Annotated in this window: 1 protein-coding gene; it reads right to left on the reverse strand. The window is 37.4% G+C overall.

Annotated elements, in window-relative coordinates; all coding sequences use genetic code 11:
- The coding region (locus C5471_RS23750) for an IS30 family transposase (RefSeq protein ID WP_166296732.1) at positions 1-340 on the reverse strand (340 nt) is incomplete at both ends.

The raw sequence follows: 340 nt of genomic DNA on the forward strand, positions 1-340 counted from the left end.
TTTGGAAAGTATTGTCTGATTAACCCATTGATATTCTCATTGATCCCTCTTTCCCAGGGCGAATAAGGATGCGCAAAGTCAATTTGGGTTTCTAACTTTTCACTGATGATTTCATGATCTGCAAACTCCAAACCGTTATCGAATGTGATGGTCTTAACCTTTTGTTTTAACGGGTATAATACTTTCACTGCCTCTTTTGCGACTTCTGATGCCCGCTTGCTATCAAGTTTAACGATAATTGTATACAGTGTCTTGCGATCAACCAACGTTAATAAGACACTTTTTTTATCTTTTCCTATTATCGTATCTCCTTCCCAGTCGCCAATACGTTCTTTTTTAT

The organism is Photorhabdus tasmaniensis (genome assembly GCF_011189505.1).
Taxonomy (GTDB): Bacteria; Pseudomonadota; Gammaproteobacteria; order Enterobacterales; family Enterobacteriaceae; genus Photorhabdus; species Photorhabdus tasmaniensis.